Source organism: Acidiphilium iwatense (assembly GCF_021556475.1).
In the GTDB taxonomy this organism is placed as follows: domain Bacteria; phylum Pseudomonadota; class Alphaproteobacteria; order Acetobacterales; family Acetobacteraceae; genus Acidiphilium; species Acidiphilium iwatense.
On sequence record NZ_JAKGBZ010000029.1, the window covers coordinates 41,251 to 47,489 of the forward strand.

Annotated in this window: 10 protein-coding genes; 5 read left to right on the forward strand and 5 right to left on the reverse strand. The window is 65.4% G+C overall.

All coding sequences use genetic code 11. The features are described from left to right. Nucleotides 1–2: 2 nt before the first annotated feature. From L2A60_RS13790 to pyk, 4 genes are all read right to left on the reverse strand, one after another. Nucleotides 3–794: a tyrosine-protein phosphatase gene (locus tag L2A60_RS13790; RefSeq protein ID WP_235705012.1), complete on the reverse strand. Its 792-nt coding sequence runs from the start codon at nt 792–794 to the stop codon at nt 3–5. 7 nt (nt 795–801) lie between these two features. Next, on the reverse strand, nt 802–1,296 hold the full coding sequence (locus L2A60_RS13795) for a hypothetical protein (protein WP_235705013.1): 495 nt from the start codon (nt 1,294–1,296) through the stop codon (nt 802–804). 105 nt (nt 1,297–1,401) lie between these two features. Then, nucleotides 1,402–1,713, reverse strand: coding sequence for an EthD family reductase (locus tag L2A60_RS13800; RefSeq protein ID WP_235705014.1), 312 nt, complete (start codon nt 1,711–1,713; stop codon nt 1,402–1,404). Between the two features lie 65 nt (nt 1,714–1,778). Beyond that, on the reverse strand, nt 1,779–3,203 hold the full coding sequence (gene pyk, locus L2A60_RS13805) for a pyruvate kinase (protein ID WP_235705015.1): 1,425 nt from the start codon (nt 3,201–3,203) through the stop codon (nt 1,779–1,781). 104 nt (nt 3,204–3,307) lie between these two features. Between pyk and L2A60_RS13810 the strand changes: the two genes are divergently transcribed. The 4 genes from L2A60_RS13810 to L2A60_RS13825 all read left to right on the forward strand — a co-directional run bounded on the left by L2A60_RS13810 (nt 3,308) and on the right by L2A60_RS13825 (nt 4,546). After that, nucleotides 3,308–3,622: a DUF1244 domain-containing protein gene (locus L2A60_RS13810; protein WP_235705016.1), complete on the forward strand. Its 315-nt coding sequence runs from the start codon at nt 3,308–3,310 to the stop codon at nt 3,620–3,622. A gap of 57 nt (nt 3,623–3,679) precedes the next feature. Next, the gene (locus L2A60_RS13815; RefSeq protein WP_235705017.1) at nt 3,680–3,946 is read left to right on the forward strand and encodes a DUF2312 domain-containing protein; all 267 of its coding nucleotides are present in this window, start codon (nt 3,680–3,682) and stop codon (nt 3,944–3,946) included. Nucleotides 3,947–4,082: 136 nt separating this feature from the next. Beyond that, complete coding sequence (locus tag L2A60_RS13820) at nt 4,083–4,268, forward strand: CsbD family protein (protein WP_235705018.1); 186 nt, start codon at nt 4,083–4,085, stop codon at nt 4,266–4,268. A gap of 35 nt (nt 4,269–4,303) precedes the next feature. Then, entirely contained in the window at nt 4,304–4,546 is a 243-nt protein-coding gene (locus L2A60_RS13825) for a GlsB/YeaQ/YmgE family stress response membrane protein (RefSeq protein ID WP_235705019.1), read from the forward strand. 24 nt (nt 4,547–4,570) lie between these two features. On the opposite strand, the gene hemB is transcribed toward L2A60_RS13825, so the two are convergent. Continuing rightward, the gene (gene hemB, locus L2A60_RS13830) at nt 4,571–5,566 is read right to left on the reverse strand and encodes a porphobilinogen synthase (RefSeq protein WP_235705020.1); all 996 of its coding nucleotides are present in this window, start codon (nt 5,564–5,566) and stop codon (nt 4,571–4,573) included. Nucleotides 5,567–5,673: 107 nt separating this feature from the next. Between hemB and rpiB the strand changes: the two genes are divergently transcribed. Continuing rightward, nucleotides 5,674–6,126, forward strand: a complete 453-nt coding sequence (rpiB, locus tag L2A60_RS13835) for a ribose 5-phosphate isomerase B (protein ID WP_235705021.1) — start codon at nt 5,674–5,676, stop codon at nt 6,124–6,126. Nucleotides 6,127–6,239: the final 113 nt, after the last annotated feature.

Consider the following 6,239-nt stretch of genomic DNA (forward strand, 5'->3'; position numbering starts at 1 on the left):
TTTTATGCGACGAGCAGCGACTGGAGCCGGGCGCGGCGGCTCGGGGTGAGACCGGCTGTCGCCAGATAGGCATCGAACCCGCCCCAGTTTCGGTCGATCGCATCGAACGCGGCGGCGAGGTAGGCCGGATCGGTTCCTCCGAGCATATCCAGCGTGCCGGGGTCGATCGCCCGGCCGAGCAGGCGCCCCAGAGTGCGGCCGAGCGCGCGGCGTTCCGCCGCGCCGTCGAGATGCCTTGCGGTTTCCAGATAATCCGCGGCGACCCCATCCTGTACGACACCGGCGGCGCGGAGCAGAATTCCGGCCGCGACGCCGGTGCGGTCCTTGCCGACATGGCAATGCAGCAGCAGCGGCAGTGCCCAGCCGGCGACGATCGCCTCGAACGTCTCGGTCAGAATCGGCAGCAGCAGGCGCGGCAGCACCGCGTAGAGGTCGAGCATCGCAAGCCGCGCGCCCTCGGCACCGGGTTCGCGGGCGAGGCGTTCGATCAGCGGATTCATCCCGGCCTCGCGGTCGGAGTCGGGCGGCATTTCGATGGTGCGCGCAGGGGCGAGCGCCGGCCAGGCGGTCGCGAAACGGCGCCGCTCGGCACTGCTGCGCAGATCGCAGATCAGCTTGATGCCGAGTGTTTCGAGACAGGCGAGATCGTCTCTGGTCAAGTTGGACAATTCGCCGGAACGATAGATCATACCGGCGCGCAGATGGCGGCCATTCTCGGTCGGCAGGGCGGGAATCGCCCGGAAATTGGCAGCGCCCGACAGCAGGCGGGACGGGAGCTCTTTCAGCGCGGTCACTTCACCGTCACGGCCGGGGCGCCAGGCGCTCCATCCGGCGGAACGCGCTGCTCTCGACGATGCCGCATTCGACCATGACGATCGGCTGGACCGCCGGCGCCTGGCGCGCGAAATCGTCAAGCTCGGTCTGGGTCTTCAGCGCCAGAACCTTGCCGAACAGGGTTTCGCTCCGGCCGCAGAAATTGCTGCCCTCGTGAATGCCCGCCGAGGATTGCACATTGGCGAGGCTGGTGATGTAGCTGTCTTCGTATTTGTGGAAGGCCCGGCCGTGGCGCCGGCGGAAATAGGCGTCGACCCGGTGCTGCTCGGCCAGGATATGCGGCTGAAACCGTGTCATGAACGTGTCGTAATCCTGCCGCTGGTTGCAGGCGAGGGCGCCGACCATTAGCGTGCTTTTCAGCCCGACCACATCGAGCGCCTTCTGGGTGCTCGGCTGCATGCAGGCGAAGGCATTGCCGCTCAAAAACGTCGCGGCGATCAAACCGAGGGCAATCCGGCGCATCAAACGTCCCCATCTCGTGAAGCGATCCGGCCGGGCGATGCCCAGCCGTGGTCACATAGTCGCGGAACCATCGAAAAGTAAAGCAAATCGAGCGTAACGTTCCGGTCAGGCCATGATCTCGTTGAACTGCATGACCGGCTGGACATCGGTAAAATTCGGGATATCGCCCATGATCGCTCCGCCATGGGCCGAAGCGGCCTTGCCGAATGCCCCCAGGCTGTCGAATTCGAGGACGGTGATAACCGCATAGGGCGGCGCTTTGCCGTCCGGTCCGGTCTGCCCGTGCATCACGCGCGCGCCGCGCAGGCCCATCGGCTCCCACAGATCGCGCACCAGCTTCATATGCTTGGCATGATAGTAGTCGGTGTCGAAATGCGAGGTTTCGGTCTTCGGGTAGAGAACGGCGACGCCGATCATTTTTTTGCTCCTCCTCCAATTTGGACCGATACTGGCTTGAGCGGGGGGTTAAGGCAAGGTGCGGTTCACGCCTTGGCGACCCGGAGCGCGTTGGTGGTGCCGCTCTGGCCGAACGGCACGCCAGCGACCACGACGATCTCCTCGCCGTGCTGGACGAAACCTTCCTGGCGCGCGATCCGGGCCGAAAGGGCGACGGCTTCGGTCATCGAGTGGATTTCGTCGGTGACCAGCGCGTGAATCCCCCAGACGGCGGCGAGGCGGCGCGCGGTTTCCACCGATGGCGTCAGGCCGATCACCGGGCAGTCCGGCCGCTCGCGCGCGACCCGCAGCGCGCTGGCGCCAGAGCTGGTGAAGGCGACGATGGCGCGGGCGCCGATGGTGCGGGCGACCTGCCAGGCGGCGCCGGCGATCGCGTCGGCGGAGGAATGCTCGGGATCGGGGCGCTTTGCGTCGATCCCGCGCCGCCAGTCCTCGTCGCGCTCCACCCTGGCGACGATGCGGTCCATCATGTTGACCGCCTCGCGCGGGTATTGGCCGGCGGCGCTCTCGGCGGACAGCATCACCGCATCCGCGCCATCGAACACGGCGGTCGCGACATCCGACGCCTCGGCGCGGGTGGGCGCGGGGGCGGAAATCATGGATTCCAGCATCTGGGTCGCAACGACGACTGGCACGCCGCGCAACTGGGCGGCGCGGATGATCCGCTTCTGTGCGATCGGCACTTCCTCGGGCGGCAGCTCGACGCCGAGATCGCCGCGCGCGACCATCACCGCGTCGGACGCGGCGAGGATCGCGTCGAGATTGTCGAGCGCCTGGGGTTTTTCCATCTTGGTCATCACCAGGGCGCGCCCGGCGGCGATCGCCTTGGCTTCCGCCACGTCCTCGGCGCGCTGGACGAAAGAGAGGCCGATATAGTCGATGCCGCGCTCGAGCGCGAAATCGAGATCGGCGCGGTCTTTCGCGGTCAGCGCGGGGATCGGCAGCACCACGTCCGGCACGTTCACGCCCTTGCGGTCGGATAGCGGGCCGCCATTGACTACCTCGGTCAGCAGGTGGTCCTCGCGCTTGCGCAGGACGCGCAGGCGCAGCTTGCCGTCGTCGAGCAGTAAGGTGGCGCCGATGCTCGCCGCGGCGATGATCTCGGGATGCGGCAGATTGACCCGTCGGGTATCGCCAGGCGCGGGGTTGAGGTCGAGCTGGAATTCCGCGCCGGTCTGCAATTGCACGCGGCCGCCGCGGAAAGCGCCGACCCGCAGCTTCGGCCCCTGCACGTCGGCGAGGATGCCGATCGGGCGGTCGAATTTATGCTCCAGCGCGCGGATCATGTCGATCCGGGCGGCATGGTCCTCATGGGTGCCGTGACTGAAATTGAGGCGGAATACGTCGGCGCCGGATTCGAAGAGTTGCGCGAGCATCTCCGGCGTCGAGCTTGCCGGGCCGATGGTCGCGATGATCTTGGTGCGCCGATGGCGCCGGAGGCGAGAAGCCATGAATTTTCCCTTTTGTCGCGCCGCTTGGGGCGTCATGTTGCATCCCCGTATGGCAAACAAGTGCGTCGATGACCACTTGACGCACAGGTAAGGAGATGAACGCGATGAACGTAGCCGAATTGGACGAGACGACCAGGACCGCGCTGGAAGCGGCCGCGTTCCGCCGGCTGGTGGCGCATCTGCGCGAGCGGACCGACGTGCAGAATATCGACATGATGAACCTCGCGGGATTCTGCCGCAACTGCCTGTCGCGCTGGTATCGCGAGGCGGCGGAGACGCAGGGTATCGCGCTGACCGATCCCGAGGCGCGGGAGATCGTTTACGGGATGCCCTACAAGGAATGGCAGGCCAAATATCAGAAGGATGCGTCGCCGGAGCAGAAGGCGGCATTTAACCAGGCGAACAAGGCCGGGCATTGACCGGATTCGGTGCGCGCTCTATTCCGCCGGCTCCCCGATCTGGCTGGAGAAGAACCGATGGTGCTCGATACGGCTGACAATGCGACGACCGGCAATATCGCGGCGGACCGGCTGAAAAGCATCGTCGAGCGGATCGAGCGGCTGGAGGAGGAACGCAAGGCGCTCGCCTCCGACATCAAGGACATTTATTCGGAAGCGAAATCCGCCGGCTTCGACGTGAAGGTGCTGCGCCAGCTCATCCGCATGCGCAAGCAGGAGCCGGCGGAGATCGAGGAGCAGGAGACGCTGCTCGACGTATATCGTCGCGCTCTCGGAATGGCCTGACGGCGCGGTGTCATTTCCGTAATCTTGCGTTGATTTTTGGCGCGGGGTCTCGAAGCCGGTTTTGCCCTCACCCATGTGAAAAGCTGAGGCCCGGCAATCCGCCGGAGCCGTCACAATGGCAAAGGGAGTCTCAGTCATGGTCGATAAAGATCGGGTTGCGGGTGCCGGCAAGCAAGTGAAAGGCAGCCTGAAGCAAGCCGCCGGCAAGGCGACCGGCAATAAACGGCTGGAGGCCGAGGGCAAGGCCGAGAAGATTGCCGGCAAGGTGCAAAGCAAGGCGGGCGAGGCCAAGGACAAAATCCGCGGCGCGCTGAAGCGTTAAATCGAGCCGATCTCCATTTTCAAGGGAACAACCGAATGTCCATCATTGCGTGGCTCATCCTCGGGCTGATCGCCGGTTTCATCGCGAGCAAGGTCGTCAACAAGCAGGGCGAGGGTTTCATCCTCGACATGGTGCTCGGCATTATCGGCGCCGTGGTCGGCGGCTTCGTGTTTCATCTGTTCGGCGGCGCCGGTGTGACCGGGCTGAATATCTACAGCCTGATCGTCGCCGTGATCGGGGCGATCATCGTCCTCGTGGTCTATCACGCGGTTTTCTGACCCTGTAAACGGAAGCGGCGCGGTTCAGCCCGATTTGAGCAACCGCGCCGCTTCCACCGCGAAATAGGTCAGCACGCCGGACGCTCCGGCGCGGCGGAAACCGATGAGCGTTTCCAGAATTCCCCGTTCGCGATCGAGCAGGCCGAGTTCCATCGCGGTGGCCAGCATCGCGTATTCACCCGACACCTGATAGGCGAAGACCGGCACGCGGAAGGCGTCGTGGACCCGGCGGACGATGTCGAGATAGGGCATTCCGGGCTTGACCATGACCATGTCCGCACCTTCTTCGATATCCATCGCGACTTCGCGCAGTGCTTCGTCGGAATTGGCCGGATTCATCTGGTAGGTTTTCTTGTCGCCCTTGAGCGCGCCCTGCGAGCCCAGCGCCTCGCGGAACGGGCCGTAGAAACAGGACGCGTATTTGGCGGCGTAGCTCATGATTTTTGTGTGGATCAGCCCCTCGGCGTCCAGCGCCGCACGGATGCCGCCGATCCGCCCGTCCATCATGTCCGACGGCGCGATGATGTCGATGCCTGCTTCCGCCTGGATGATTGCCTGACGCTCCAGGACGGCGACCGATTCGTCGTTGGCGACGTAGCCGTCGCGCAGCACGCCGTCATGGCCGTGATCGGTATAGGGATCGAGCGCGACGTCGCCGATCAGGCCGAGCTCGGGAAATTCGCGTTTCAGCAGGCGGGCGGATTGGCAGATCAGGTTTTCCGGGTTCAGCGCCTCGCTGCCCTCGGGGTTTTTCAGTTCGGCGGGCGTCGCCGGAAACAGGGCGATGGCCGGGATGCCAAGTTTCACCGCGTCCTCGACATGGGCGGCGAGCCGGTCGAGCCCCACCCGGACGACCCCAGGCATCGAGTTGACTGAAGTGGGATCGCCCGAGCCGTCGCGGATGAAGACCGGCCAGATCAGGTGGTCGGCCGAGAGCGCGGTCTCGGCGACCATGCGGCGGGTCCAGGCATCGCGGCGGTTGCGGCGCAGGCGGGTGGTGGGGAAACTGCCGGTGATCATAGGCGGCTCATCGCGCGAAGCCGGGCGGGACGCAAGCTTGTCCGGCGCAATGCGCCGTCGCTTGGGGGTTGTTTCACCCGGCGGGCGGTGCGTGCTATGCGGTTCGCATGTCCAACGACAAGACGATCGCCGTCGGCGCGGACCATGCTGGCTTCGCGTTGAAGAATCATCTGGCCGAAGCCGCGCGCAAGGCGGGCTGGCGGGTGATCGATTGCGGCACCAATTCCGCCGAGAGCGTGGATTATCCCGATATCGCCCATGCGGTGAGCGCGCGCATCGAAGGCGGCGAGGCGCGGCTCGGCTTGCTGGTGTGCGGCTCGGGGATCGGCATGGCGATCGCCGCCAACCGTCACGCCGGCATACGCTGCGCGCAGGCGCATGATGCGACCGAGGCGCGGCTGTCGCGCTCGCATAACAATGCCAATGTCCTCGCCCTCGGCGCACGGCTGACCGGTGATGTGGTCGCGCTCGACGCGCTGACCGCGTTTCTTTCGACCGACTACGACGGCGGACGGCACGATTCGCGCCTCGCCAAACTCAACCCGGAGCCGACACGATGAACGAGCAGAGAGTGATTGGGAGCATGGCGCGGTTTTTTGGGGCGTCGGTTGGCGAGACCGATCCTGAGATTGCGGTGGCGATCGGGCGGGAGCTGGCGCGCCAGCAGGACGGG